The 25,153-nt window shown below is 60.3% G+C and carries 18 protein-coding genes, 1 tRNA gene and 1 pseudogene; 11 read left to right on the top strand and 9 right to left on the bottom strand.

What is annotated here, in order from left to right:
• Nucleotides 1-1,449, bottom strand: a 1,449-nt coding sequence (traA, locus tag MOV76_RS17290) for a Ti-type conjugative transfer relaxase TraA (protein WP_247264953.1), incomplete at its 3' end; no start/stop codon positions are given.
• Nucleotides 1,450-1,747: 298 nt separating this feature from the next.
• On the opposite strand from traA, the gene MOV76_RS17285 reads away from it, so the two are divergent.
• Nucleotides 1,748-2,761 carry a nucleotidyltransferase and HEPN domain-containing protein gene (locus MOV76_RS17285; RefSeq protein WP_130651745.1) on the top strand — a complete coding sequence of 338 codons (1,014 nt, stop codon included), beginning with the start codon at nt 1,748-1,750 and terminating at the stop codon, nt 2,759-2,761.
• Nucleotides 2,762-2,805: 44 nt separating this feature from the next.
• Nucleotides 2,806-2,987 (top strand): annotated as a pseudogene (locus MOV76_RS40355) (IS481 family transposase); the annotation flags it as partial.
• A gap of 117 nt (nt 2,988-3,104) precedes the next feature.
• Here MOV76_RS40355 and MOV76_RS17280 read toward each other — a convergent pair.
• Together MOV76_RS17280 and MOV76_RS17275 are read right to left on the bottom strand one after the other, a co-directional pair.
• Nucleotides 3,105-3,181, bottom strand: a tRNA-His gene (locus tag MOV76_RS17280).
• 129 nt (nt 3,182-3,310) lie between these two features.
• Nucleotides 3,311-3,760 carry a phasin gene (locus MOV76_RS17275; RefSeq protein ID WP_018244864.1) on the bottom strand — a complete coding sequence of 150 codons (450 nt, stop codon included), beginning with the start codon at nt 3,758-3,760 and terminating at the stop codon, nt 3,311-3,313.
• Nucleotides 3,761-3,973: 213 nt separating this feature from the next.
• Here MOV76_RS17275 and MOV76_RS17270 point away from each other — a divergent pair, with 213 nt between their 5' ends.
• Nucleotides 3,974-7,771 carry an ATP-binding protein gene (locus MOV76_RS17270; RefSeq protein WP_247264952.1) on the top strand — a complete coding sequence of 1,266 codons (3,798 nt, stop codon included), beginning with the start codon at nt 3,974-3,976 and terminating at the stop codon, nt 7,769-7,771.
• 221 nt (nt 7,772-7,992) lie between these two features.
• Here the strand turns inward: MOV76_RS17270 and MOV76_RS17265 are convergent, their stop codons facing one another.
• Entirely contained in the window at nt 7,993-9,945 is a 1,953-nt protein-coding gene (locus MOV76_RS17265; RefSeq protein ID WP_028733992.1) for an acetoacetate--CoA ligase, read from the bottom strand.
• Between the two features lie 276 nt (nt 9,946-10,221).
• Here MOV76_RS17265 and MOV76_RS17260 point away from each other — a divergent pair, with 276 nt between their 5' ends.
• A complete protein-coding gene (locus MOV76_RS17260) occupies nt 10,222-12,114 on the top strand; it encodes an AsmA-like C-terminal region-containing protein (RefSeq protein WP_028733993.1) in 1,893 nt (630 codons plus the stop codon).
• Between the two features lie 89 nt (nt 12,115-12,203).
• Here MOV76_RS17260 and MOV76_RS17255 read toward each other — a convergent pair whose 3' ends face one another.
• The 5 genes from MOV76_RS17255 to MOV76_RS17235 form a co-directional block, all read right to left on the bottom strand.
• Nucleotides 12,204-13,022, bottom strand: a complete 819-nt coding sequence (locus MOV76_RS17255) for an ABC transporter permease (RefSeq protein WP_028733994.1) — start codon at nt 13,020-13,022, stop codon at nt 12,204-12,206.
• 3 nt (nt 13,023-13,025) lie between these two features.
• The gene (locus tag MOV76_RS17250; protein ID WP_247264951.1) at nt 13,026-13,937 is read right to left on the bottom strand and encodes an ABC transporter permease subunit; all 912 of its coding nucleotides are present in this window, start codon (nt 13,935-13,937) and stop codon (nt 13,026-13,028) included.
• Between the two features lie 4 nt (nt 13,938-13,941).
• Nucleotides 13,942-15,084 (bottom strand): ABC transporter ATP-binding protein, encoded by a 1,143-nt coding sequence (locus MOV76_RS17245; RefSeq protein WP_012756109.1) that lies wholly within the window; start codon nt 15,082-15,084, stop codon nt 13,942-13,944.
• Nucleotides 15,085-15,179: 95 nt separating this feature from the next.
• Nucleotides 15,180-16,277, bottom strand: a complete 1,098-nt coding sequence (locus MOV76_RS17240; RefSeq protein ID WP_247264950.1) for a polyamine ABC transporter substrate-binding protein — start codon at nt 16,275-16,277, stop codon at nt 15,180-15,182.
• A gap of 126 nt (nt 16,278-16,403) precedes the next feature.
• Nucleotides 16,404-17,813, bottom strand: a complete 1,410-nt coding sequence (locus MOV76_RS17235) for a short-chain fatty acyl-CoA regulator family protein (RefSeq protein WP_247264949.1) — start codon at nt 17,811-17,813, stop codon at nt 16,404-16,406.
• A gap of 190 nt (nt 17,814-18,003) precedes the next feature.
• Here MOV76_RS17235 and aceA point away from each other — a divergent pair, with 190 nt between their 5' ends.
• The 7 genes from aceA to MOV76_RS17200 all read left to right on the top strand — a co-directional run bounded on the left by aceA (nt 18,004) and on the right by MOV76_RS17200 (nt 25,122).
• The gene (gene aceA / locus MOV76_RS17230; protein ID WP_018445780.1) at nt 18,004-19,293 is read left to right on the top strand and encodes an isocitrate lyase; all 1,290 of its coding nucleotides are present in this window, start codon (nt 18,004-18,006) and stop codon (nt 19,291-19,293) included.
• A 21-nt stretch (nt 19,294-19,314) separates the two neighbouring features.
• Complete coding sequence (locus MOV76_RS17225) at nt 19,315-19,551, top strand: hypothetical protein (protein WP_018244855.1); 237 nt, start codon at nt 19,315-19,317, stop codon at nt 19,549-19,551.
• A gap of 374 nt (nt 19,552-19,925) precedes the next feature.
• Nucleotides 19,926-21,071 (top strand): enhanced intracellular survival protein Eis, encoded by a 1,146-nt coding sequence (gene eis, locus MOV76_RS17220; protein ID WP_247264948.1) that lies wholly within the window; start codon nt 19,926-19,928, stop codon nt 21,069-21,071.
• 9 nt (nt 21,072-21,080) lie between these two features.
• Entirely contained in the window at nt 21,081-21,920 is an 840-nt protein-coding gene (locus tag MOV76_RS17215) for a MurR/RpiR family transcriptional regulator (RefSeq protein WP_309506198.1), read from the top strand.
• A gap of 140 nt (nt 21,921-22,060) precedes the next feature.
• On the top strand, nt 22,061-22,762 hold the full coding sequence (locus MOV76_RS17210; protein WP_130715655.1) for an N-acetylmannosamine-6-phosphate 2-epimerase: 702 nt from the start codon (nt 22,061-22,063) through the stop codon (nt 22,760-22,762).
• Entirely contained in the window at nt 22,759-23,769 is a 1,011-nt protein-coding gene (locus tag MOV76_RS17205) for a Gfo/Idh/MocA family protein (RefSeq protein ID WP_247264947.1), read from the top strand. Before MOV76_RS17210 ends, MOV76_RS17205 begins: the two co-directional genes overlap by 4 nt.
• A gap of 60 nt (nt 23,770-23,829) precedes the next feature.
• Nucleotides 23,830-25,122 carry a sugar ABC transporter substrate-binding protein gene (locus MOV76_RS17200; protein WP_247264946.1) on the top strand — a complete coding sequence of 431 codons (1,293 nt, stop codon included), beginning with the start codon at nt 23,830-23,832 and terminating at the stop codon, nt 25,120-25,122.
• Nucleotides 25,123-25,153 lie beyond the last annotated feature (31 nt).

Genomic DNA, 25,153 nt, shown 5'->3' with positions numbered 1-25,153 from the left:
GATGACAAGCACATTGCCACGTTCGAGCAATTCGCGTCCGCTGGCCCAGGCGAGTTCCCAGGCGGCGAGTGTCCGCGACCTGATGCCGGAACTGTCTTCCAGCCCTTCGGCGGCTTTCCCGGCAAGGGCAGCACCGATCACCCGGCGACCATCATGTTCCCAGGCAACGCGTGCAGCGGCAAGCAAGGTCGACTTGCCGGCGCCGGCAAGGCCGACCACGGCGGCGATACCTTTGTCGCGGGTGATATGGTGGATGGCATCCACCTGTTCCGGATCGAGCCGGAATGACGTGTCCGGATCCCGCGTTTCGACCTGTCTGATCGCGGCTGCAACCACCCGATCGGAAACGGCAAATCCGCGGCCCTCCACCAGAACCTGCGCCGACCGCCCCATGTCATATTCGATGCGCAGCATCTCCCGCGTGGTGAAGACGGCAGGTTCGCTCGCCTTTCCCGTTTCGGCATCGATCTGCTGCGGCTTCAGCATGATGAGATCGTCCGACGCCATCAGGCGCGCGCGGATATTGGCGAAGTCCGCGGGATCGTCGACAGTGCGATGCAGCGCCTTGGCGATATCGCGCTCATTGAAGGTGGAGCGTTCGTTGCTCAACTGCTTCAGCAGGAGCGCAGGATCTGCAAGCAGCCGGTCGGCCATCTCCTGGCGACGGGCAAGGTCGGCCGGAGCAAAATACATCTCCGCGTCCCTGCGGGAGAGGGCTGCCTTCTCCGGACCGAGATGTCTTTGCGCGATGCCATCGAGGCCCTGTTCGGCATAGGAGCGGCCATCGAGCCGGATCTCGTGACCGGCAAGCGCCAGGTGCCGGCTGGCCGTTTCCGCCCAGGCGATCTTCCACGCCTGCAAGGTTTCCTTGTCGCCGCCCCAGGACTTATAGACAATCCGACCAGTGGGCCGCCTGGCCGTGACAAAACGCAATGGCTCGCCATTCTCTCCCAAAACAGGAGCGTTTTTCGGCCCGAAGCCCTCCTCCGTCAGCGGTCTCACGGTCGTTAACAGATGGATATGCGGATTGCCGTCTTTGTCGTGATAAACCCAATCGGCGACCATTCGCTCGGACGTAAAGTTATCACGGACGAACTCGCGCACCAGCGCGATGTTCTCGGCCCGCCTCAGCTCTTCCGGCAACGCGATGATCAACTCGCGCGCCAGCCGCGCGTTTGCCTGTTTCTCGAAAGCTTCAACAGCATTCCACAGCGCTTCACTGGCACCAGCGACGGAACGCCCCTCGACCGCCGACCGCAGCCAGGCCGGCGTCTGATCCGGTAGGGCCAGTTCCTCGTGCACCAGTTCGGAAGCCCCGCCGCGATAGCTGAACGACGTACCGGCCTGTTCGTCCATCATCCTCGTGCGATGACGATAGGCGGCGGCCGAGACGATGTTGCGTCCCGCTCCCCTGCTGATCACCTGCGCTCTGACGAACATGATCGCCATGATTGTCCTCGCATATTCGGAGCAGTGCACCAACAAGCGACGCCGCTCTCTTGCAATGGTCAGGCCGAACGACGTTTTTGCGCCGGGTCCTTATCAGCTGCGACAAATAAGCAATTTAACTGATTTTTTCAAGATAGTATAATCGAATACTTAATTCACGCTTTGTTCGGGCTGTGCACGGCGTTCCGACTACGCCGCGATCAGACAGAACTTGTCCCTAAGCGGCTGAAGTTTTTCATCAATCTCGAGCGTGGGTTGGCAACCGGATGAGACACAAGGGCAAAGCTGGAGTTGAGCGGTGCTAAATTTGCCAGTAGACGATATTGGATCTTTCGCCTATCGATTGCTCATGAAATCGTCGCTCGATCATATGCCGCTTCGCAAGCAGCGAGAACTCGGCCGGGTTCTCGAAATCCTGCACGAGGAATTCGAGGATGCGCTGAAGGAAGGTACGGCCGATTTCAAGAAGCGCGGCAGGATCCTGAAGATTCTCCTGTTCGGCTCCTACGCGAAGGGTGGATGGGTCGATGAACCCTTTACCATGAAGGGGTATCGCTCCGATTTCGATCTGCTGATCATCGTCAACAACCGCAAGCTCTGCGAATTCACCGAATATTGGCACAAGGCCGCCGACCGGCTGATCCACGAAGCCTCGATCGAAACGCCGGTTAGCTTCATCGTCCATTCCAGACGCGAGGTGAACACCTACCTCAAGGAAGGACAGTATTTTTTCTCCGATATCCGCAAGGAAGGCATCGTTCTCTACGAACTCGACGATGAGCCGCTGGCCGAGCCCGAGCCTCTTTCGGCGGAGGATCGACTGCGGTTGGCAAAAGAGATTTTTGAGCAAAGGTTTGCCGAAGCCACAACCATCCTGGAGACAGCTAAATTTCAACTCAGCAGGTCGGAAAGGACCGGGGACGCCTGGATAAATTGGTCGGCATTCAGCCTGCATCAATCGCTCGAACAAGCCTACTCCTGCGTCCTGTTGACCCTAACCAACTACGGCCCGCCATCGCACAACCTCAAGTTTCTGCGCTCGCTCGCTGAGGAGCAGGACCGCCGGCTGGCCGAAGCCTTTCCGCGTGATCAGCATCGTGAGCGCGCCTGGTTCAACACGTTGAACGAGGCATACGTGAAGGCGCGCTATTCGAAACATTTCGAAATTAGCGAGGAAGCGCTTGGCTGGCTCGCTGAACAAACTGCATTACTGCTCGAACTGGTCAAGACGGTTTGCGAAGGGCACCTGGAGGTCCTTAAAGGAATAGTTTGCAGCGACGTAGTCAAACGAGATTCGCTGTCATGCGGTTGACCAGCCGTATGAATGTAATTCGGCATCTCGGCACGACCGGCTAAAAAATTTTCAATTGCTACAAAGATGACGGCCTGGAGGCCGTGGCGGATCGGTCGCGACGGCCGAAGCATTGCGCCAACCACTCCGTGAACCGGTCGAGGCGATGATCATCTCGCAAAAGAAGCCGCATTGGGCTGCCAGGAAGATCAGAGAACTGCTGGTCAAGCGCGTGGCCGGCGATGTCGGCCTGCGGTCGAGCAAAGGACTTTGCGTCCGATCGGCAACCCGTTCGCCACGAGGTTGTCACCTATGTCTTAGGGACGCTCTGTTACCTATTTCTTCGATATGGACAAGTGGGAGATGGTACGGTTGGGGGGTCTCGAACCTCCGACCTCAGGTGCCACAAACCTGCGCTCTAACCAACTGAGCTACAACCGCATAAATCGCGCTTGGCGCGACGGGGGTCACATACGAGGACTTGGCGACGAATTCAAGCCCCATTCCTCGCCAATATACAAAAAGGCTGGACGCGAGGTCCAGCCTTTTATCTCCGATCGGTAAAACCGATCAGGCAACCTTGAAGGAAGCCATGGCCTTTTCGGCGGCGTCCTTGGAGGGCTTTGCGAGCTTCTCGGCCACCTGCTTGGTGGTTTCCTGGATCGACTTCGCCTGCTCGACGGTGAGTTCGGCCTGCTTGCGGATGAACGAGGTCTGCAGCTCGAAGAATTCGGCAGGCGACTTGACGCCGAGCAGCGCTTCGAAGTGCGACAGCGAGTTCTCGGAATTGACGCGCAGGATGTCGATCGCCTTCAGGCCGATCTCGACCGAGCCGGCCTGAGCCGTCTGGACGGTGGCTTCGAGCGTCTTGCCGGCTTCCTCGCCGGCGGTCTTCAGCTTGGCATAGGCATCCTTCGACTGCTGAGCGCCCTTTTCGGCGAATTCACGGAAAGATTCCGTGAACTTGGACGGGTCGAAAGAAGCGATTGAAAAAACGTCGTCGGTCTTTATGGTAGCCATGGGTCGCATCCTTTGGGTTGAGGCAGCCGCTGCCTGCGTTTGTTGGATGATGCTTATATAAGACATTTCATTGTGCATTGCAACAATTATTGTGCGGTGCACAAGACGTTAACCTTTCCGGCCGAAAACCCCCTCCTCTTCTGGACCGGCATGCGCCCCGCAGTTATTAATAAGCCGTTAATTTAAGAAGGCCGACAGCGACAAGGTTCGAACATGCCCGCAGTCCAATATCCGTTCATCGATATCGCCGTGCATGCACGGGTACGGGAACGCTTTTCACGCGGCGAGGCCATGGTGCTGTTTTCGGCCGATCTTGCCCGTCTGCTCTGGGCGAACGGTGCAGGTGCCGAGCTTTTCGGCCATTCGGCTGTCTATGACCTGCTCGATCAGGGGGTCGACCGCGCCGACATCACCTTCCGCCAGCTGGAAACCGCCGCGCGCCAGCTGACCGATATCGGCGACAGCCGCAGCCTGATGATCCGCGTTGCCAAGGGCTTTCAGCGTGCGCAGGTACAGGCGGCTGCCGAACTGATCCGCCTTTCCCAGGGCGAAAAGGCCATCCTGTTTTCAGTGCCGATCTCGGCAAAGCCACTCGCGGCCGGCGCATCGGCGGCCCAGATGCTGCAGGGACTTGATGATCCCGACACACATATGGCGGTGATCGGCGCCAATGGCGAGGTCATCGCGGCCTCGCCGGGCTTTGCCTCGCTCGGGATCTCCGAGCAGACGGCAAAAACCTTGATCAACCTTGCCGGCGCGCATCCCGACCGGTTGGTGAAACGACCCGTCGCCACCAGCAGAGGCAATCTTCCGGCCGCCGTCGGCAAGCTCAGCGACGATCCGGCGTTCAATCTGCTTTTTGCCGTGGAGACTGCGATCGGTCATCTCGACGGGATCGATGCGCCCGCGCTCGACCCGGTCGATGCGCCCGCACAGGAAGAAAGCGTGCCGCCGGCCGAAGCGCTTCAGGACGAGCCTGTTGCCGCTACAGGCTTCACCGATATCATCGACGCGGTCTCGGGAATCGAAGAGGTCGAGGAGACGCTCGAGGAGATCGCCGGCGAAAGCGAACAGCCGGCCGGGACAGCTCTAGCATCCGCAGACGAGGCGGTTGACGATGGGCTGTATCCTGCCGCGGATGCGAAGCCGGAGAGCAACGAGAGCACGATCGACAGCAGCGCGGCTGAAGCCTCCGAGCCCGTCGCGGTCATCGAGGACGATTTGGCCTCCGTTGCCGATACGGTGGAACCGCCTGTTGAAGCCAGCGAAACGCCTATCGAAGACACGCCGGAAGCGGTCCATGAACAGCCCGTCATCGCAAAGTCTGTGGTCGCCGACCTGCCCCCGCTTGCGGCTGAGCCCGGCTTCGTCTTCAGGCCGAACAGCCGCGCCACGCGCTTCGTCTGGAAAATCGACGCCGAAGGCCGGTTCAACGAGGTCAGCCACGAATTTGCCGAGGCCGTCGGTCCGCACGCCTCCGATATCATCGGATCTGCCTTCGGCGATGTCGCCGCCCTCTTCAATCTCGATCCTGACGGCAAGCTTTCCGAGGCGCTCGCCCGCCGCGACACTTGGTCGGGCAAGACGATCCTCTGGCCGGTCGAAGGCACCAGCCTCGTCGTTCCGGTCGATCTGGCGGCGCTGCCGACCTATACCCGCAACCGCGACTTCGATGGGTTCCGCGGCTTCGGCGTCGTCCGGCTTTCCGATGCCCAGGAAGATCCGCTGGCGCTCGGTCTGACACTCGGCCCTGATGGTATCGGCCATGACGCAGCGAGCCTCGGCCCACCTGCCGAAACCATTGCCGAGGTGGTAGATGAAGCGGAGACAGCGCTTGAAGAACCGCTGATCGAACCCGCCCTGACGCAAGAGGTCGAGGATCAGGCGCCGCAGACGGAGCCAGCGCCAGAAGAGATTGCCACCGAGCAGGTGGCCATCGAGACACCTGCCCAGGAAAGTGCAGCAGAAAAAGCGGAAGGCAGCGTCGATGCCGGCGACGTTTCCGCTGCAGAGCCCCCAGCCGATCTTCCGCAAGAGCCGCCGGCGCTTCGCATTTCGGAAACGCCCAATCGCCGTTTCTCCGACAAAATCGTTCAGCTCCACAACAGCGGTGCTGCGCTGACGGCCGCCGAACAGGCCAATTTCCGCGAGATCGCCAAGCGCCTCGAAGCCTTCGGCGCCAGCAAGGACGAGCCTGCCGTTCCGGCGCCGATAGAAACCGCCGTCACCGAAACCGCCGGCTTCGAAAAGGCCTCCGGACCCGAAGAGGTCGAGGCCGAAACACCCATCTCCGAGAAGGCGGAAACACTGTCGCTCGAAGAGGTGGCGGCGCAGGAGGCGATCTTCGAGAATGCCGTCGAGGCGCAGAGCGAAGACGACGACGCCACCGAAGAGCCTTCAGTCATCGCCGAAGACGAGGCAACGGAAGGGCTCGAGGAGACGGTCAGCCAGATCGAGGTTCTCACCAGCTTCATTCCGCCGCGCGTCAAGATGACGGACGGGCTTTCGGTGGGCACGGTCGACCAGTTGCCTGTTGCCGTGCTCATCCATATCGGCGATGCGCTGATCCATGCCAATCCGGAATTCATGCGGCTGACGGGCTACGATTCGCTCGAGGCATTGCGCGAGGTGGGCGGCATCGAAGCCCTGCTGCAGCGCCGTGAACTCGAGGAAAAGTCTGTCGGCACCGGCACCATGATGCTTGTCAAGGCCGATGATACGCTGGCCCCGGTGACCGCGCGGCTACAATCGGTGCGCTGGGAAGACGCCAACGCATTGATGCTGGCGTTGATGCCGGTGGAAGGCAAGGAAGATGGCCGTGGCGAAGCAAACCGGTCCGAGGGCCGTTCCGAAGGCCGCCCCGAGCGGATGGTCGAGAAAGTCGCCAAGCTTCAAGTCGAAGTGGAGGAATTGCGCTCGATCCTGGAAACGGCGACCGACGGCGTCGTCGTCATCGGCACCGAGGGCGACATCCGCTCGATGAACCGGTCGGCCAGCGCGCTTTTCAATTACGACGAGCAGGAGACGCGCGGCAAACCCTTCGTCATGCTGTTTGCCCATGAGAGCCAGAAAGCGGTCATCGACTATCTGAACGGCCTCTCCGGCCATGGCGTGGCAAGTGTGCTGAACGATGGGCGTGAAGTGATCGGCCGCGAGGCCGCCGGCGGCTTCGTGCCGCTGTTCATGACGATGGGCCAGCTCACCTCCTCAAACGGCTATTGCGCCGTCATCCGCGATATCACCCAGTGGAAGCGCACCGAGGACGAGTTGCGCAACGCCAAGGGTGCGGCTGAAACCGCCAACGCGCACAAGACCGATTTCCTCGCCCGTGTCAGCCACGAAATCCGCACGCCGCTCAACGCCATCATCGGCTTTTCCGACATGATGGCGGGCGAGCGCTTCGGCCCGATCGGCCATCCGCGTTATATCGAATATGCCAATGACATCGGCCGCTCCGGCCGGCACGTGCTCGACATCGTCAACGACCTGCTCGACATTTCGAAGATCGAAGCGGGCGAGATGGATCTCGATTTCGATGCCGTCGGTCTCAACGAGGCGGTCTCCGAGGCCGTGGCGCTGATCCAGCCGCAGGCGAATGGCCAGCGCGTCATCATCCGCACGGCGCTGTCGCAATCGGTGCCCGATGTCGTGGCCGACCTGCGCTCGATCAAGCAGATCGCCCTGAACATCCTGTCGAACGCCATCCGCTTCACCCCATCAGGCGGGCAGATCGTCGTTTCCACATCTTATGAGGCCAATGGCAGCGTCGTCCTCAGGGTCCGCGATACCGGCATCGGCATGACGCGCAGCGAACTCGACCAGGCGATGAAGCCGTTCCGGCAGGTCTCCTCGACCCAATCGCGCCATCGCGGCGACGGCACCGGGCTCGGCTTGCCGCTGACCAAGGCGATGGTGGATGCCAACCGGGCAACGTTCTCGATCAATTCGACGCCCAACGAGGGCACGCTCGTCGAGATCACCTTCCCGTCGCAGCGCGTGCTGGCCGGCTGATCGGAGCGCAAAGAAAAGGCAGCCAAAGGCTGCCTAGAATTTAGTGCTGTTCAACAAGAGCTCAGTCGATCAACGTCATGTTTCGGAGGCCAGAAGGCCCCAGGCCGCCTCGTTCATGTGCGACCCCCAAGATGGCTTCACCTTTGACAAACCTTTCTTAACGAAAGGTTTCCATGACAGGAGATTGATAGAGGGTGAAAGCTTGTAGTTTCCGATCGCTGTCAATCCTTCAGTTCGCTTAGCCCGGCGAAGAGCCGCAGCGCCTCGGGATTGGCAAGCGCTTCCTGGTTCTTAACCGGCCGGCCGTGAACAACCTCGCGCACGGCAAGCTCGACGATCTTGCCGGATTTGGTGCGGGGAATATCAGCAACCGCGATGATCTTCGCCGGCACGTGCCGCGGCGAGGCGCCGGTGCGAACACGCGTCTTGATCGCCTTGACGAGATCCTCCGTCAGCGTCACACCGGGGGCAAGGCGAACGAAGAGGATGACGCGCACGTCGTCGTCCCACTCCTGGCCGATGCAGAGCGCCTCGGCCACCTCCTCCATCTGCTCGACCTGATTGTAGATCTCCGCCGTGCCGATGCGAACGCCGCCAGGATTGAGCGTCGCATCCGAACGCCCGTGGATCACAAGGCCGCCATGCTCCGTCCATTCGGCGAAGTCGCCGTGACACCAGACATTGTCGAAGCGGTCGAAATAGGCGGCGCGATATTTGGCGCCATCGGGATCGTTCCAGAACATTACCGGCATCGAGGGGAAGGCCTTGGTGCAGACGAGCTCACCCTTCTCCCCGCGCACCGGCTTGCCATCATCGTTCCAGACATCGACGGCAAGGCCGAGGCCGGCCCCCTGGATCTCACCGCGCCAAACCGGCTGCAGCGGATTGCCGAGCACGAAGCAGGAGACGATATCGGTGCCGCCTGAGATCGAGGCGAGCTGCACGTCTTCCTTGATGCCCTCATAGACGAAGGTGAACCCCTCAGGCGACAGGGGCGAACCGGTGGAGGTCATCAGCCGCAGGCTGGAAAGATCGTGACTTGCGCGCGGCGTCAGCCCGCCCTTGCGCACCGCATCGATATATTTCGCCGAGGTGCCGAAGATGGCGAATTTTTCGGCCTCGGCATAGTCGAACAGCACGTTGCCATCGGGGGCAAAGGGCGAGCCGTCGAACAGGCAGAGCGTTGCGCCGCTGGCGAGACCGCTGACCAGCCAGTTCCACATCATCCAGCCGCAGGTGGTGAAGTAGAACAGCTTCTCGCCCGCCTGCAGGCCGCAATGCAGCCGGTGCTCCTTCAGATGCTGCAGCAGCGTGCCGCCGGCCGAATGCACGATGCATTTCGGCACGCCTGTCGTGCCTGACGAAAAGAGGATGTAAAGCGGATGCGCGAAGCCAAGCCGCGTGAATTCGACTTCCCTTGCCTCATAGGGCGCGACAAAGGCCTCGAGCGTTGAAGCCCCCGGCGTCTTGCGCGCCACTGCCTCCGCATCGCCGGCGTAGTGGACAATGACGGAGGGAATACCCAGACTTTTTGTGACGGTGGCGACCTTGGCGCCGACATCCTGCAGCTTGCCGGAATACCAATAGGCATCGCAAGCGATGAACAGCCTCGGGCCGATCTGGCCGAAGCGGTCGAGCACACCCTGCTCGCCGAAATCAGGAGAGCAGGACGACCAGATGGCACCGATTGAGGCGGCGGCGAGCATGGCGGCGACGGTCTCCGGCATGTTCGGCATCATGGCGGCGATGCGGTCGCCCTTGCCGATCCCGAGTGCTGCGAAGGCCTGCTGCAGCTTCGAGACCAGCGCGCGCAGCCGGTCCCACGACCAGCGGTCCTCGGCCTTGTCCTCGCCGCGGAAGATGATGGCATCGCCCTCACCGCGGCCAGACAGCAGGTTCTCGGCGAAGTTCAGTGTCGCGTCAGGAAAGAAGCGGGCGTCCAGCATGCGATCGCCATTGGCAAGCACCTCTACGCCGCGCTCTCCCTTCACGCCGCAGAAATCCCAGACGGTCGACCAGAAATTCTCCCGCTCGGCCACCGACCATGCGTGCAGTTCCTCAAAGCCAGAAAGAGAAAGCCCGAAATCGGCATTGCAGCGTTCCATGAAGGCATGGATCGGGCTTTTTGCAACGGCATCCCCCGAGGGCACCCAAAGTGGTCTGTTATCCTGCATTCAATCCTCCTCCCCAATGCCGTCTTTATATCATGCTGCATTGCATTATAAAGTGCGGAACCGACGCGATCCGTCGCCTGGAGCATGATGCCGAAAAGTGTGAGCGGTTTTCGGACGACATCATGCTCCAACTATTTAATTGAAAGTGCTACAGCGTCCTTTGCGCGTCTGAAATGACGCGCGGCACTGTATGGGATTTGCATATGCCTGATATTTCCTATATCCGCCGAATTCAGCGCATAACGGGATGACCGGCTGAATTTGCCGGCGGAGATCATGAGCACGTCAAGACATCGCAGGTGGCGCAGGAAGATCGGACCCGTTTCGCGCTGGCTTCCGGCCTTCGCCCGCCTGTCGACGGTATTCCTGCTGATAGCGCTCGCGCTTTTCGTGGCGCTCAGGGTCGCCGCACCCTATCTCATCTCGACCGGCTTCGTGCGCTCCGGCATCGAGGACGCGCTGTCGAAATGGACGGGCTACCATGCCGAGATCAAGGGCAGTCCGGTTCTCGAATTCTGGCCGACGCCGCGCATCACACTGAACCAGATCACCATCCGCCAGCCGCGCGAAAGCGGCGACAAGCTGCTCGGCAGTATCGAAAGCCTGTCAGCCGATTTCAGCCTCATCGATGCGTTGCGAGGCCGGACGAGCTTCCACGAATTCCACCTGGTGCGCCCCAACTTGGCGCTGACGCGCGACGAGAAAGGGCTGATCGACTGGAGTTATGCCGGCCTGCTCGCACGCGCGATCAACGGCGTACGCTCCGAAAACGGAGCTGAGGTGCTTGCTCGGGATCTCGATGCCGAGATCGGCGCAGTGACGGTCGAGGACGGGACGCTTGTGGTCACCGACATCAAGTCCGCCAAGACCTATCATTTCGATAGCGTCACCGCAGATATCGCCTGGCCGAGGCTATCCGGCGCGATCTCGGCGGTCGTCATCGCCCGCATCAACGGCGAGGACCTGAAGGTCGATTTCGCCTCGCGCCAGCCGCTGCTCGCCTTTGCCGGCAGGAATGCCGAGACCCGGACGTCGCTCACATCAAACCTGTTGACGGCGCACTTCCAGGGGATTGCCAGCATCGCCAGCCTTTCGGCCCTTTCCGGCAATATCACCGCCAGCATTCCCGATGTGCCGGCACTGCTGACATGGTCGGGCAAATCGATCCCCGGCATCGCAACGTTGAAGAGCGCTTCGCTGGAATCCGACATCATGTCGTCGGGCAACGGGCTGCGCTTCAACAATCTCAGTCTCTCGCTGAACGAAGCGAGTGCCACCGGGGTGATGGACCTTTTCACCCAACCCGGAAAACGGCCGAAGATCGGCGGCACGCTGGCCTTCGACCAGATGAACCTCAAGCCCTTCCTCGATGCCTTCGCCCTCAGGCTCGCCGCCGGCGAGGCGGAGGAAATCTCCGCCGGCATAACCGGGCCGCTGCGGCTGCTCGATGTCGACGTCAGGCTTTCGGCACGGCGCGCGCAGATGGGTCTCTTCGAGCTTTCCGACGTTGGCGCCAGCGTGATCGTTGCCGGCGGCGAAGCGAAATTCGATATTGGCGACAGCCAGTTCGAAGGCGGCGAGATGACCGCGCATCTGGAAGCGACGCAGCGCGACTTCGACGGCGGCGGCAGGCTGCAGCTGTCGATCCGCAATGCCGACTTCGCGGCCCTTGCAGAGCGCCTGCAACTGAAGGGTCCGCTGCCGCTTGCGACAGGATCGCTCGATCTCGACCTGCAGTCGCCGAAGGCGATTTGGACGACCGGCCTTGCCGACGTCACCGGCAAGCTGCACTTCTGGACCAGGGAAGGCACGATTCCCGGCATTGATGCTGCGGCATTGCGCACGCAGGCAGCCGAAAAGCCGTTCTTTCCGCTGAGCGCGGCAGCAGGCGGCGCCTTCGCCTTCAACCAGCTGAACCTGCAGGCCGATTTCGCCAACGGCACCGCCGAGATGCACGACGCCCGTATCGCCGGCGCCACTCAGACGCTGACGCTTTCCGGCGTCATCACCTATCAGTCGAACGGGCTGGCGCTTTCCGGATCGCTGGAGGCAACCGATCCTGCCAAGGCGGCGGAGCTGCCGCTTCTGCCGTTCTTCGTCGGCGGTTCATGGCCGAACCCGGTGATCTCGCCGGTTCCACTTTTCGGCAATACACCCCACGCGCAATGAAGCATGTCGCGCAAAAGCGTGCAGCGGTTTTGCGAGAACGACATGCGTAAAATGGAGACATAAAGCGCAAGGAGCACGCGCTTTAGACCTCACGCCCCTGCGGCGGCGGCGCGTTCGTCCCTCTGCCGCTGCGTTTCGCGGCGCTTGGTAATGATCGAGGCGCAGATGACGCCGAAGGCGACGATGCCGATCAGGATCGTGCACACCGCATTGATCTCGGGCGTCACGCCGAGGCGGACCTGGCTGTAGATCCTCATCGGCAGCGTGGTGGCGCCAGGCCCCGAGGTGAAGCTCGCAATCACCAGATCGTCAAGCGACAGGGTGAAGGCCAGGATCCAGCCGGAGAGCACGGCTGGCGCGATGATCGGCAGGGTGATCTCGAAGAAGGTGCGCACCGGCGGCGCGCCGAGATCCTGGGCAGCTTCCTCGATCGAATGATCGAAACTGAGCAGGCGCGACTGCACTACGACGGCGACGAAGCACATGGTCAGCGTCGTGTGCGCGAGCGTGATCGTCCAGAAGCCACGATCGAGACCGATCGCCACGAAGAGCAGCAGCAATGACAGGCCGGTGATGACCTCCGGCATGACGAGCGGGGCATAGACCATGCCCGAAAACAACATGCGGCCGCGAAAGCGGGTGTAGCGCACCAATGTCAGCGCCGCCATCGTGCCGAGGATGGTTGCAAACGTTGCCGACAGCAGCCCGACGCGCAGCGTCACCCAGGCAGCGTCGAGCAAGGCCTGATTGCTCATCAACGAGACATACCATTTCGTCGAGAAGCCGCCCCAGACGGTCACGAGTTTGGATTCGTTGAAGGAGAAAATGACGAGAAGCACGATCGGCAGATAGAGGAAAGCGAAGCCGAGCGTGACGGAGACGATGTTGAAGCGGGTCCATTTCAGCATGGCTTATTTCCCCCGCTCTTCGGCTTTGGCCTGGACATTCTGGAAGAAGACGATCGGGATGACCAGGATCAGCAACAGGATGGTCGCCACCGCCGAGGAGACCGGCCAGTCGCGATTGGAATTGAACTCGTTCCACAGCGTCTTGCCGATCATCAGCGTCTGCGACCCGCCGAGCAGATCGGGAATGACGAATTCGCCGACGGCCGGGATGAAGACCAGCATGCAGCCGGCCACCACGCCGGGGATCGACAGCGGGAAGGTGACGCGCCAGAAGGCGGTGATCGGCGGGCAGCCGAGATCCTGGGCGGCTTCGATCAGCGTGCCGTCCATCTTCTCGAGCGCCGAATAAAGCGGCAGCACCATGAAGGGCAGATAGGAATAGACGATGCCGATATAGACGGCGGTATTGGTGTTGAGGATGATCAGCGGCGTATCGATCAGGTGCAGCGACAGCAGCAGCTGGTTGAACAGGCCCTCCGGCTTGAGGATGGCGATCCAGGCGTAGACGCGGATCAGGAAGCTCGTCCAGAAGGGCAGGATGACGAGCATCACCAGCGTCGGCCGCAGGCCACGTGGCGCCTGCGCCATGCCGTAGGCGATTGGATAGGCGATCAGCAGCGTCAGGAAGGTGGAGATCGCGGCGATCATCACGCTCGACACATAGGCGTTGAAATAGAGCGGGTCGTCGGTGAGGTAGGTGTAATTGTCGAGGGAGAATTCGCCGATCTTGCTTAAGAGGCCGGCCCAGCCGTCAGCGAAGGAGAAGACAGGCTCATAGGGCGGCATGGCGATCGCCGTCGTCGACATCGAAATGCGGAAGACGATGAAGAAGGGCGCCAGGAAGAAGAGCAGCAGCCAAGCATAAGGGATGACGATGACGAGGCGATTGTAGAGGCCGGACGTGAACTTCCCCATGATGTCAATCCTTCAGCAGGACGCCGGCATTCTCGTCGAAGGAGACCCAGACTTCCTGATCGTAGGTGAAGGGGTCGTCGACGGAGCGCTGCGCATTGAGCGACGAGGCCTTGACGACGTTGCCGCTCTGCAATTTCACATGGAAGACGGTCATGTCGCCGAGATAGGCGATATCCCAGAGTTCGCCTCTGGCGGCGTTGACGGAGGCGTTGGCGGGCGGCGTGCGCCCGACCCGCATCTTTTCCGGCCGGATGGCGAAACCGACGGCGCTGCCTGCAGAAGGTGTTTCGGCGGCGGCGACACGCACGCTGAAGCCGCTGTCGACTGATATCTCGACGGTGCCATTGCCCGATGAGGCGACCTTGCCGTCGAAGATGTTCACGTCGCCGATGAAATCCGCGACGAAACGGCAATTCGGCGCCTCGTAGATCTCGGCCGGCGTCGCCACCTGCACGACCTTGCCGTGACTCATGACGGCGATACGGTCCGCCATGGTCATCGCCTCTTCCTGGTCGTGGGTGACGACGACGAAGGTGAGGCCGAGATTCTGTTGCAGGTCCATCAGCTCGAACTGGGTTTCCTCGCGCAGCTTCTTGTCGAGCGCGCCGAGCGGTTCGTCGAGCAGCAGCACCTTCGGGCGCTTGGCGAGCGAGCGGGCCAGCGCCACGCGTTGGCGCTGGCCGCCGGAAAGCTGGTTCGGCTTGCGGGAGGCAAATTGCTCCAGCTTGACGAGCTTCAGCATCTGCAAGACGCGGTCAGTCATCTCGTCCTTCGCCATGCCGTCCTGTCTCAGGCCGAAGGCGATGTTCTTCTCGACCGTCATGTGCGGGAAAAGCGCATAGGACTGGAACATCATGTTGACGGGGCGCCTATAGGGCGGCGTGCCGGCCATGTCGGTGCCGTCGAGCACGATTTCGCCCGAGGTCGGCTGCTCGAAGCCGGCGAGCATGCGCAGAAGCGTCGACTTGCCGCAGCCGGAAGCGCCGAGCAGCGCGAAGAACTCGCGGTGATAAATATCGAGCGACAGGTTATCGACGGCGGTGAAATCACCGAAACGCTTGGTGACGTTCTTGATGGATATGAAGGGCTTGGCGGACGGATCGGTCCAAGGTGCGAAAGAGCGGCGAATATTGCCTAGAGACTTCATATTGTTCCCCGAAAATACATTCTTTTGCTCCCGGCTTCACCCGGCCGGAATCGTCAAAAAAAGACCCGGACGTTTCCGTCCGGGCCGTTATGCTATTATTGGCCGGTGACCACGGTGGTCCATAGCCGCGTCACGATCCGCTGCGTCTTCGGATCGAGCGGCGGAACGGTGAAGAGTTTCGCCATCACCTCGGGCGTCGGGTAGATCGCCGTATCCTCGAGGACCTCCTTGTCGAGGAACGGCTGCGACGCCTTGTTGCCGTTGGCGTAGAAGACGAAGTTCGAGGCCTTGGCGATCACTTCCGGCTTCATCATGTAGTTGATGAATTCATGGGCTTCGGCGACATGCGGCGCATCCTTCGGAATGCCGAAGACGTCGAAGAAGATCTGGGCTCCCTGCGACGGCACCGAATAATCGACCTTGACGCCGGCATTGGCTTCCGCGGCACGGTCGCGGGCCTGGAACATGTCGCCGGAATAACCGAGCGCGATGCAGATATCGCCGTTCGCCAGCGCGCTGATATACTCGGATGAATGGAACTTGCGGACGAAGGGACGGACGGCCGTGAGAACCTCTTGCGCCTTCTTAAGATCGGCTGGATCGGTGCTGTTGGGGTTGAGCCCGAGATAGGCGAGCACCGAGGGCACGACGTCGGTCGGGGAATCCAGCATATAGATGCCGCAATCCTTGAGTTTCGCCGCTTTCGCCGGATCGAACAACGCGTCCCAATTGGGCTTGTCGTCGGTGCCGAGGGCAGCCTTGACCTTGTCGACATTATAGCCGATGCCCGTCGTGCCCCACATGTAGTCGACGCTGTATTCATTGCCGGGGTCGAAGGACGCCACGCCCTTCATGATGACGTCCCACATATTGACCAGGTTCGGCAGCTTCGATTTGTCGAGCTTCTGGTAGACGCCGGCGGCGATCTGCCGCTGCATGAAGGATACGGTGGGGACGACGACGTCATACCCCGAGCCACCGGCCAAGAGCTTGGTTTCCAGCGTCTCGTTGGAATCGAAAGTGTCGTAGACGACCTTGATGCCGGTTTCCTTGGTGAAATCCTCGAGGATGGAACTGTCGATATAATCCGACCAGTTGTAGACGTTGACCACGCGTTCCTGGGCAAAGGCCGGAGCGGCAGCAAGGAGTGCGGTAACGGCGGCGGCCGTCACGCATAGAATGGTTGACCTCATGACTTCTCCTGTTTGTTCAAAGATTCCGCACCCCCGGACATCTTTTCCCTCTGGTTTTCCACGCAGACTAAGAAGGAATTTCACAGCCCACAAGCGCAAAATCCTGCGCCCTCAATGATTTCACAATCACTGGAAATCAAAGGCGCTGAGCCCCGCCACCATCTCATCGAGCCCGAGCGGTCTCGTCACCGGCGGCTCGGCCCGGGAAAGGCAGCCGCGTCGCTCGCAAAGGCGACATGCCGGACCGATCGTGACCGGATCGAGCGCCATCGCCTGCCCATAGACCACACCCTCGCCAAGGGCAGCGTCGCAGCCGATCAGGATCGCGGTGCGCCTGATCCTTTCGCCGAATTCGACGCTCGGTCCCTCCAGGGTGCGGGCGACCGTCAGGAAGGATGCCCCGTCCGGCATGACCACCGTTTCGGCAAGGATCTGGCCCGGCTGCAGGAAGGCGGCATGGATATTGAGCTTCGGACAGCCGCCGCCGAAACGGGCCTGCGGAAAGCCCTGGGCGCCTGCCCTGCGCAGCCGGTGGCCAGCGGCATCGATCTCGATCAGGAAGAAGGGAATGGCCGCCGCTCCGGGACGCTGCAGCATGGCAAGGCGCGCGGCGGCATGACCGAAGGAGACGCCGAAGCGTGCACGCAGAATGTCGATATCGTAGCGCGTTGCCTTGGCGGCCGAAAGAAAGGCCTCGTAGGGCATTGCAAGCGCCAGTGCGGCGATGCGGGCAAGCTCGAAACGGGCGATGCGGCGTGCCTCGGCGGAGGAGAGCGAAAGATCGGCGAGCTCGGCATCGATTGCCGGCAGCAAAGCAAGAGTCGCAGCTTCGATTGATATCTCATGCGCGCGGTCGGCCTGTGACAGGCGCTCCGAGATGAAAAGCCGCATCGAATGGCGATCGAAACGGCGGCGCAGATCCGGCATCACATGGACGGGCAAAACACGTACCGCGATGCCGCGCTCGGAACGCAGCCAATCCTTCAGCCCGGCAGCAAGATCGAGGCCGCCGGGGAGCGTTGCGGCAAAAGCTTCTGCCGCCGTCTCGATCCGTCCGAAATAACCAGACCTGCGCTCCAGCGTCTCGCGCACCTCGTCCAACGGCAACCGGCCGGCAGCGACCGGTGCATGTCCTTCGGCGGCCATCAGCGCCGTCAGATCGGACAGCCTTGCCGCCTGCTCGCGATAGGCGCGATAGAGCTTGATCATGCCGCTCGCGGCATTGGGTGCTGCCTCGGCCACCTCCACCAATTCCTGATCGCCCGGCAACTCGCCCGACAGCAGCGGATCGACAAAGATCTCCTTGAGCTGATCGAGACTGCCGCCGGTCTGCCCCCGCAATTCCTCGAGATCGACCCTATAGACGCTTGCAAGCTTGAGAAGGAGCTGCACCGTCAACGGACGCTGGTTGCGCTCGATCAGGTTCAGGTAGGACGGTGATATTTCAAGCGCTTCGGCCATGGCGGTCTGCGTCAGCGCCAGCGCATTGCGGATGCGCCTGACTTTCGGGCCCGCGAATATCTTTCGTTCCGCCATGTCACACCCTTTGACAAGGAAGGAGCGCCATATTTACAAAATTTTACACATTCACAGCGCCGCTCTGTCAATCCTCGTCATCTTAACCTCTTTCCAAGCAAGAAATCAAAGGTTTTTCTGGCCATATCGGCTCATATTGTCAATCTTGTCATGCAGCACCTTTGTCGGGCTTTTTAATAAGGAGAGCAGCATGACGGATTTTTACAAGCTTGTTCCAAACGCAACAGCTGATCGTTTCGACGGCATCGAGAGACCGTACTCGACCGATGACGTGCGGCGGCTCAGAGGCTCGGTGGCGCTGCGCCATTCGCTGGCCGAAATGGGGGCGGACCGGTTGTGGCAGCTTCTGCACCAGGAGGATTTCGTCAATGCGCTCGGCGCACTTTCCGGCAACCAGGCCATGCAGATGGTGCGCGCCGGGTTGAAGGCGATCTATCTCTCCGGCTGGCAGGTGGCGGCCGACGCCAATACGGCATCGGCGATGTATCCCGACCAGTCTCTCTATCCGGCCAATGCCGGTCCGGAGCTTGCCAAACGCATCAACCGCACGCTGCAGCGCGCCGATCAGATCGAGACCTCGGAAGCCCAGGGACTTTCCGTCGAGACCTGGTTCGCACCGATTGTTGCCGATGCGGAAGCAGGCTTCGGCGGACCACTCAACGCCTTCGAAATCATGAAGGCCTATATCGAGGCGGGTGCCGCGGGCGTTCACTTCGAGGACCAGCTTGCTTCGGAGAAGAAATGCGGCCATCTCGGCGGCAAAGTGTTGATCCCGACGGCCGCCCATATCCGCAATCTCGACGCCGCGCGGCTTGCCGCCGACGTCATGGGCGTTGCGACGCTCGTCATCGCCCGCACCGACGCGGAAGCGGCAAAGCTGCTGACGTCAGACATCGACGAACGCGACCAGCCCTTCGTCGACTATGATGCCGGCCGCACGGTCGAAGGTTTCTATCAGGTGCGAAACGGCATCGAGCCCTGCATCGCGCGTGCCGTCGCTTATGCGCCGCATTGCGATCTCATCTGGTGCGAGACCTCGAAGCCGGACCTCGATCAGGCGCGGCGCTTTGCCGAAGGCGTGCACAAGGTGCATCCCGGCAAGCTACTCGCCTATAATTGCTCGCCTTCCTTCAACTGGAAGAAGAATCTCGACGAGGCGACGATTGCGCGGTTCCAGCGCGAACTCGGCGCGATGGGCTACAAGTTCCAGTTCATCACGCTCGCCGGCTTCCACCAGCTGAACTACGGCATGTACGAACTGGCGCGCGGCTACCGGCAACGGCAGATGTCGGCCTATTCCGAGCTGCAGCAGGCGGAATTCGCCGCCGAGGTCAATGGCTATACCGCGACCAAACACCAGCGCGAGGTCGGCACCGGCTATTTCGACGCCGTGTCGCTCGCCATCACCGGCGGCCGGTCTTCGACCACGGCGATGCACGGCTCGACCGAACATGCGCAGTTCAAACCGGCTGCGGAATAACTCGAAGAGGAGGAGATGATCATGGCATCCATCACACGCGTCAGGGAACGGGCCGAGGAGCAGGCAAGCAGCATGAGCGAGGATCAGCAGACGACGATCCGCATGCTCGCCAACGATCTGCATCGGCTGAACCAATCGGTCATGAAAGCTGTCGAGGCCGGCGTCTCGGTCGAACTGGTGCGCTCGGCCCGTCATCACGGCGGCGACGGTAACTGGGGTGACCTGCTGATCCCCATCGTCGTCACCAACCGGCATTGACGAAAAGCCGACCGTTGGCGGGGTGAAGTCGGCCCCATTTCTCAATCGGAGCGCCTGCGCGCCAGAGAGACGCGTGGGCGCTTATCCTTTTCGAAAACTCGTCCCGATCTGAGGCGCGCGCGCCGGGTCGCACGGTGCGCTGGTCACTGCCCTTTACAATTTGGCGCAATTGTCACCTTCGCCAAGTCGGCGTTCCAAGGAATGACCGAGCCGATAGGTTGGCGTCCCACGGTACCAGATCGTTCAACCTGTGCCGGATCGAAAATTAAGGACCGTTCAGGTCAGCTGGGATGGCCCTCGACAGCTCCGCACCGTTCGTATAAAAATATTTTTCAAATTTTCAATTTTTCTGGCAATTATCACCAGGGCGAACCATGACGTCACGTATTGCAGTAACACAAGATGCGGATTTCATCGTGAGGGCCTATGCAACGTCCTTCGGGTTTACGGTGCAACAGACTGAAGCCTATGTGGGCAAGGTGGGCCTCGAAAACTTCTATATCGCCGACCATGAGGATACGCCGGCGGCGGTCTTCGCTCTCATCGCCACCGGGCACTGGTTCGGTGGTAGAGCCGTGCCAGCATGCAACATTGCACATGTGGCCATTCTACCCGAATATCGCGGCCTGGGTCTCGCAGATGCCATCCTGGAGGATGCAGGTGCGATCGCTGCCCGCAGAGGCGCCCTCCTGACAACCTTGTTTGCATCAACCCGCCCCGTCTATCGAAGAGGCGGCTATGAATTGGCCGGATCGGAAATTGTCTACGAAGCGGAAACGTCAGAGCTTTATAAAATCAAGGAAAAGTACCAGTGCCGTCAGGTGACGCTGCCTGCCGCGCTACCGACCTTAGCCTCTATCCATGAGCGACAATGCGTGGTGGAGGCAGGTAATCTGCAGCGTAGTACGGCACAATGGTCCCTTCTTTTGACGTGGCCGGATCCCCCGACATCCATTTACGTCTTCGACGAGGACGAGGACGTTGCGTATGTGATCATCGATACGAGCAATCCCGAATGTATGATCATCCGGGATTGGGCGGCGCTGTCCGGACGGGCGGCTCGGTGCATATTGCGGTTTTTAGGGACATTCTCGACGGTATACCCGCGGGTGCGGTGGCACGGTTCGGCACAGGACAAGTTGGTTTTCGCGATGCCGGACAAGGGATGGCGTCTTGTCCACCAGGAGGAGTTTCTAATGCGGGTCCTTTCCGCAAGGGACGCGCTTCTGGCGCGTGGCTACAACGCAGTGACCGAGCAGGTCACGTTGGAGATAATGACGGGCGATCAGGTCGAGACGCTATCGCTCTCCATCGAAAACGGCACACCGTATTGCCGAACGCATGAAGCCGGCTCACCCATCGTGAAAATCGCAAGTGAACATCTTGCAACTCTCTATAGTGGCTTTCGCTCCGCGAGTTTTCTTGCAAGAGCGGGGTGGATAAACGGTGATCGTGATGGCGTAATGGCATGCGACCGCATATTTTCCGGCCCGTCCCCCTGGGTCGGAGAACATTTTTAAGGACATCACGTGAATCCGACACCGCATATGGCTCTCGTTGCGAGTATTCGCTCCCGCGCTCCGAACATGACGCGCGCGCTCCAGCGTGTTGCAGATTACACGTTGGAAGACCCGCAGGCGGTACTTTACAAAAGTATCACCGAGCTTGCAGAAGACGCGCAATCCTCGGAAGCCAGCGTGATGCGGTTCTGCCGTGAACTGGGATTCACTGGGTTCCAGAATTTCAAGCTGGCTTTGGCGCAGGAGTTGGCTACACAGAGCCAAACCAGCGTCCCGATATCAACGGGAGATCCGGTTCAGAACCTCGTGGAGACCGCAAGAACAGCCCTCGATGAAACGGAGCGGCTGCTCGACCGTAGCATAATACAAGCCGTTGCCCAGGAATTGCTGCAGGCAAAACACATCGAGATTTTTGGTGTCGCCGCTTCGGCGATCACGGCGCAATATCTGGAATACAAGCTCGCACGCCTGGGTGTGCATTCACATATCGCCCGCGACGCGCATCTGGCAACTATGGCTGCTGCCACCTCAAATCCCGCTGATGTCTATTTCCTGATTTCAAGTTCGGGCTCGACCCTTGATACGGTCAAGATTGCCGAGCTTGCGCATGCGAGGGGCGCACGCGTGATCGGGATCACCAATCGATCGAAAAGCCCACTGGCAGCCACGTGCACGCATGTGCTGTTGGCATCCTGGCCGGAGACACCGCTTACGGGGGGCGCGTTTCCCTCGAAGATCAGCCAGTTACTGATTGTCGATGCTCTGGCGTCCTATATGACGATGGCCGAGCCGGACCGTCTTATTACCATTCTCGACACCGCCCAAAGCGTTACCGACCGCAACGTTTAAGACCCCTGCGAGCGCCCCTTTTTCGTCGGGTTGATTTTGCCTCTTGCCGTTTGGCGGAAATTTTCATCATAAATAATTTCTTGACGGTTTATTTCACTATGATACCGTGAACTCGAATTTGAGACGAAGGGTATTGGAACTTGAGCATCCTTGAAGCCTTGCGCGGAACACTTGCCGTTTCCTGTCAAGCGGCTGACGGCAGCCCCTTGCAGCCGACAGATCACATTGTGGCGCTTGCCAAGGCGGCGGTGTTGGGTGGCGCGAAGGCGGTTCGTATCGAGGGCGTCGCAAATGTGTCCGCCGTGCGAAATGCCGTCAGCGTCCCCGTCATCGGTATTACCAAGATCGAGCATCCGGATTCAGAGATTTACATCACACCGACGCTGGAGGACGTTCGCCAGCTTTGCGAGGCGGGCGCAGACATTGTGGCGTTTGACGCCACTGCGAGACCAAGACCCTGCAGCGTCGCTGCCCTTGTCAAGGCAGTGCATCAGGCGGGCCGGATCGCCATGGCTGATATCAGCACCTTGGACGAAGGGCGGGCAGCAGTTGCCCTAGGTGCTGATTTCGCAGGCACGACCCTGTCTGGATACACATCCTATTCGCCACAGAGCGAGGCGCCGGATTTTAAGCTGATGGAAGATCTTTTCCGTGCAGGCATCCCGTTCGTGGCCGAGGGCCGCATCTGGGAACCATCCGATGCACGCAGAGCCATCGAATATGGCGCAGCGTTTGTCGTGGTCGGTTCTGCCATCACCCGTCCGGATGTGATCACACGACGGTTTGCGGATGCTGTGGCCGGTGCACGAACAACGCCTGAATTCAATGGAGAAAGCAGATGACAAGGAATCGCGTTGCCGTGATCGGAGCCGGCTTCATGGGCTCGATGCATGCTTCGATTTTCGCAAATGAACCCCGCGCTGAACTCGTCGCCGTCGTCGATAGCGACATCGGACGCGCCACTGCGCTGGCAGGTCAGTTACGCGGCAACGTCAAAGCCTACAGCTCCCATCTGGAACTGCTGGCTGCCGAAGAGCTTGATCTGGTCAGTATTTGCACACCAGACCACCTTCATCTCGATCCGGCGCTCGCCATTGCGGCAAAGGGCATAAATCTCTTCGTTGAAAAGCCGATCGCCTCGACCATGGAAGATGCAGCCAAGATCGTCGCTGCATGCAAGGCGGCGGGCATCAAGCTAGGGGTCGGCTATCTGCTTCGGTTCGACCCACGCTACTACAAGGCGCGCGAGCTGATTACGTCGGGCAAGATCGGCACGCCTATTCACATCTATGCCCGCCGCAACAGCGCCCGAACCGAAGGCCCCAAGCGTTACGGCGGCACCTTACCGCTCGCGCTGCATGTCACAGTGCATGATGTCGACATGGTGCTTTGGATGCTCGAGGGTCAGACCCCAGTTTCCGTCTACGCCCAGCAGACTGACATTCTCCTCGGATCGCTCGGCACGCAGGATACGATCGCGGCGGTCGTACGCTTCTCGGGCGGGACCGTCGTGACGTTTGAAAGCGCCTGGTCATTGCCTGCCGGCGCTCGCCACATGATCGACGCACGCATGGAACTCATCGGCACAGAGGGTTCATTCGAAGTGCAGTGCGGCGATAGCGGCCTTTATTTCGCAGACAACCAGACATCGCGCGAGATCGACACCCAGCATTGGCCGATCGTCGAAAATCGGGTTGGCGGCGACCTCAAGCTCCAGCTTGCCAGCGTTCTCGAATGGCTCGACGGCGGCCCCTCTCAAGTGGCCAGCGGCGAAGAAGCCATTCGCTCGTTGGAATTGACCCGAGCCCTCATCCGCTCGGCGGAAAGCGGCGAGGTGGAGAGACTCTAGCGCATCATCAATCAAACAATTCAACGCAACGCATGGATAGCTCAAAAAAAGGGGAATGACATGAAACGACGCCAACTACTTGCACTCACGTTTGCACTTGCGACCTCTTCGGCCCTGCCGGCGATCGCACAGAACGCCAATCAGCCATATGCAGGAACGCATATTGCGGTTCTGATGGAAGGTCACCCGACCACCGATGGCATCCAAAAACTGTTGCCGGAATTCACCAAGGAAACCGGCATCGAAGTGGAACTCGAGGTCATCCCGGAATCCGACATCACCGCCAAGATGCTCCTGGAGTTCTCGTCCGGCTCTGGCCGCTATGATGTCGTCCAGAACAACATCATCTATATTCCGGGCTTCGTTAAGGCCGGATATATCGATCCACTCGACGATCTTGCGAAAAAGCTGCCCAAATATCTCGACCGCGCCGATTTCGTCCCAGGCTACCTCAACACGAATATTGTCGACGGCAAACTCTACGGCTTGCCGGTTTATGGCGAGAGCACGTTCCTGATGTATCGCAAGGATTTGTTCGAGCAATACGGCCTCACCCCGCCGAAGACGTTTGACCAGGTTATCAGCGCGGCAAAGACCATCAAGGAAAAGTCCGACGGCGAAATCGCAGGCATTACTATGCGCGGCGCCCAAGGTATCCAGAACGTCTATGTCTGGGCAGGCTGGCTGTGGGGTTACGGCGGCGAATTCCTCACCAAGGATGGAAAGTCGGCCCTCGGAACGCCAGAGGCCGCCGCCTCGCTCGATGCTTTTGCAAAAATCCTGCGCGACTACGGTCCCGTCGGCGCTGCCAATTTCGGTTGGGAAGAAAACCACGTTCTCTTCCAGCAGGGCAAGGCCGGCATGACAATGGATGCAACGGTCAACGGAGCATTCAACGAGGACTCGGCTGTGTCATCAGTGGTCGGCAAGGTTGGCTACGTGCCGGTTCCCAAACAGACCGACGCATTGAAGGGTGGCTCATCGTCCCTCGCTGTGCACAGCCTCTATATCACGTCGGCCTCCGCCCAGAAGGAAGCGGCATGGCTGTTTGTGTCGTGGGCAACGGCGAAGGAGCAGCAAATCAAGTCGTTTAGCATCGCGCCCAACTCCGGTGTCACGTCTGAAGCTGCGTTGAATTCGGATGAATTTAACAAGCGCTATGGAGCCTTCAAGGAAGCGATGTTGGCTTCGATCAACCAGGGCAATCCGCAATATCTGCCGACGGTCACGGCTGCGAACGAAATCATCAACAATGCTGGTATTGCCGTATCCAAGGCGCTCGCCGGCACCGTTTCGGCAAAGGACGCATTGGCGGAAGCCAACACGGCCAACGACGCAGCACTCGCCCGCTAACAAACGGGCGCCACGTCCGGATTATCCGGAC

It is taken from the genome of Rhizobium sp. PRIMUS64 (assembly GCF_023006465.1).
Classification (GTDB): Bacteria; Pseudomonadota; Alphaproteobacteria; order Rhizobiales; family Rhizobiaceae; genus Rhizobium; species Rhizobium leguminosarum.
This window is presented reverse-complemented; position numbering and strand designations above follow the sequence as displayed.

Bases quoted from the DNA above. Each gene is read 5' to 3' on its own strand.
- aceA (WP_018445780.1), top strand. From the start codon at position 18,004: ATGACGGATTTTTACAAGCTTGTTCCAAACGCAACAGCTGATCGTTTC.
- MOV76_RS17260 (WP_028733993.1), top strand. From the start codon at position 10,222: ATGAGCACGTCAAGACATCGCAGGTGGCGCAGGAAGATCGGACCCGTT.
- MOV76_RS17225 (WP_018244855.1), top strand. From the start codon at position 19,315: ATGGCATCCATCACACGCGTCAGGGAACGGGCCGAGGAGCAGGCAAGC.
- MOV76_RS17270 (WP_247264952.1), top strand. From the start codon at position 3,974: ATGCCCGCAGTCCAATATCCGTTCATCGATATCGCCGTGCATGCACGG.
- MOV76_RS17245 (WP_012756109.1), bottom strand. From the start codon at position 15,084: ATGAAGTCTCTAGGCAATATTCGCCGCTCTTTCGCACCTTGGACCGAT.
- eis (WP_247264948.1), top strand. From the start codon at position 19,926: ATGACGTCACGTATTGCAGTAACACAAGATGCGGATTTCATCGTGAGG.
- MOV76_RS17205 (WP_247264947.1), top strand. From the start codon at position 22,759: ATGACAAGGAATCGCGTTGCCGTGATCGGAGCCGGCTTCATGGGCTCG.
- MOV76_RS17250 (WP_247264951.1), bottom strand. From the start codon at position 13,937: ATGGGGAAGTTCACGTCCGGCCTCTACAATCGCCTCGTCATCGTCATC.
- MOV76_RS17235 (WP_247264949.1), bottom strand. From the start codon at position 17,813: ATGGCGGAACGAAAGATATTCGCGGGCCCGAAAGTCAGGCGCATCCGC.
- MOV76_RS17255 (WP_028733994.1), bottom strand. From the start codon at position 13,022: ATGCTGAAATGGACCCGCTTCAACATCGTCTCCGTCACGCTCGGCTTC.
- MOV76_RS17275 (WP_018244864.1), bottom strand. From the start codon at position 3,760: ATGGCTACCATAAAGACCGACGACGTTTTTTCAATCGCTTCTTTCGAC.
- MOV76_RS17265 (WP_028733992.1), bottom strand. From the start codon at position 9,945: ATGCAGGATAACAGACCACTTTGGGTGCCCTCGGGGGATGCCGTTGCA.
- MOV76_RS17200 (WP_247264946.1), top strand. From the start codon at position 23,830: ATGAAACGACGCCAACTACTTGCACTCACGTTTGCACTTGCGACCTCT.
- MOV76_RS17240 (WP_247264950.1), bottom strand. From the start codon at position 16,277: ATGAGGTCAACCATTCTATGCGTGACGGCCGCCGCCGTTACCGCACTC.